This window comes from Acidaminococcus sp., assembly GCF_050873445.1.
Taxonomy (GTDB): Bacteria; Bacillota; Negativicutes; order Acidaminococcales; family Acidaminococcaceae; genus Acidaminococcus.
In genome coordinates, this window is the sequence record NZ_JBNMIU010000100.1 from 1 (window position 1) to 2,017 (window position 2,017).

The following is a 2,017-nucleotide window of genomic DNA, read 5'->3' on the forward strand; positions in this document are numbered from 1 at the left end:
AATATCCATTCAGGATATCCTCCTTTCAAAATGAAGTGGTTGGTAGCCATCTTCATTTTACCAAAGGAGGATTTTTTGGTATAGCTAAAAGCTTTCCAGAACCCCACGCATAGCGTGGGGTTTTCAAACCCGACAAAAAAAACAGCTGCCGCAAGCACGACAGCTGTCTTTTTGCAATTTATGCGATGAAATCACCGTTGATATCCACCAGTTTGCCCGGGTTCATGATGTTGTTGGGATCCAGGGCCTGTTTGATGGCTTTGATCATCTTCACTTCCCCGTCCGGAGTACAGCGGGCGAATTCTTCCAGCTTCTTGTAGCCGATGCCGTGTTCACCGCTCATCTTGCCACCCAGGGCATAGACGCGGGGGAACAGGTCCGCATGGAAAGCCTTGATGGTCTTGAACCATTCTTCCGGACTCAGTCCATATTTGTTCAGAGGCAGTACATGGATGTTCCCATCACCGATATGAGCCACCGTCACAGTATACAGATTGTATTTCTTTTCCAGTTCAGGGATCTGGGCAGTCATTTGTGCAATCTTATCCAGAGGCACTACGAAGTCTTCCGTCTGGAACATCTTGTCGATATCCCGGGCAGCTTCCGCAAACTGTTTCCGCAATACCCAGATCCGTTCATCAGCTTCGAATTCATCGATGGAACCATTGGCTTCTGCCAGATCACACAGTTTTTCCATTTTCCGGTCGGATTCGTCCTGTTCGAAGCTTTCCACCGTTACGATCACGTAGCAGCAGCCTTCATCCACATGAGGGAATTCCATGTTCTGGTTCATCTTGTTCAGATATTTCACCGTCATGTCGATGGCAGAGTTGCCCATGTATTCGATGGAGGTGGGGTCGATTCCGGCCTTCAGGATCTTGTTGGGCAGCGCAAAGGCTTCTTTATCGGTCTTGAACACGCAGACCATATTGAAAGCGTAAGGAGGCAGCGGACGCAGTTTTACGGTTACTTCCGTGATGATACCCAGGGTCCCTTCGCTGCCGGCAAATAACTGTTCCAGACACAGGCCGGTGGAACATTTTTTCAGCCGGGCACCTACATCCACAATGTCACCGGTGGGAGTGACGACTTTCAGAGCGTAGATCTGATCACGTGTGGTACCATACCGTACAGCACGGTTGCCGCCGGCATTGTTGGCCACATTGCCGCCGATCTGGCAGGATTCCGCACTGGAAGGATCACCGGCATACATAACGCCGGCCTTCCTGGCCTCTGCCTGCAGCTGGCCGGTGAATACGCCGGTCTGGCACACTGCGTAGAAGTTGTCCGCATCCAGTTTCAAGATTTTGTTCATGCGCTGCAGTTCCACTACCATGCCATGGTAAATGGGAATGGCACCACAGGCCACGCCAGTACCGGCAGACCGGGGAGTGATGGGAACCAGGTATTTGTTGGCCAGTTTCACGATGGCTGCCACTTCTTCCGTGCTGCCAGGGAATACCACGACTTCCGGTTTCTTAAAGAAATGAGGATTCCCTTCTTCATCAGTCTGGTATTGTTCCAGATATTCTTCGTCCGTTTTGACGTAATGGTCGCCCACCACTTTTTTTAATTCTTCTACCAGTTCCGGAGTTACTGGATTGTACGTATGTGCCATTGTTTATTTCCTTCTTCCTTTGATTTTGTAACGTTTTTATGCGTCCGTCTCTCTACCGTTGAGGTTGATGTTTTTTAGTATACCACATTTTGTATACATGTAAAGGTCTCTTTTCTTTTGATTTTATACATTTTTTCAATTCACCTTGCATATTTTATGTATTTTCCATGTAAAAATGTAACGTTTGTTATATTGTTCCTTGAAAAATTCCGTATATTTCTCATACGAATCATTTTTATATACAGTTCCGCAAGAACGTAAAAAAAAAGGTTCTATAATAAATGTTGGGGTCTTGTGGACTTCCTGTTCACAAGACCCCTATGTTTTATATAAAATAAGACATACCTAAACTGAATTTCAACTCAACCACCACGAAGAACTGAAAGGAGCATAGATATG

At 46.7% G+C, this 2,017-nt stretch carries 1 protein-coding gene; it reads right to left on the reverse strand.

The window, feature by feature from the left end:
* Nucleotides 1-178 precede the first annotated feature (178 nt).
* Nucleotides 179-1,618 carry an FAD-binding oxidoreductase gene (locus tag ACR0QW_RS10945; RefSeq protein ID WP_432643658.1) on the reverse strand — a complete coding sequence of 480 codons (1,440 nt, stop codon included), beginning with the start codon at nucleotides 1,616-1,618 and terminating at the stop codon, nucleotides 179-181.
* Between the last annotated feature and the right edge of the window lie 399 nt (nucleotides 1,619-2,017).

Excerpts from the sequence above, each read along its gene's own strand:
- ACR0QW_RS10945 (WP_432643658.1), bottom strand. The coding sequence starts at position 1,618 with ATGGCACATACGTACAATCCAGTAACTCCGGAACTGGTAGAAGAATTA.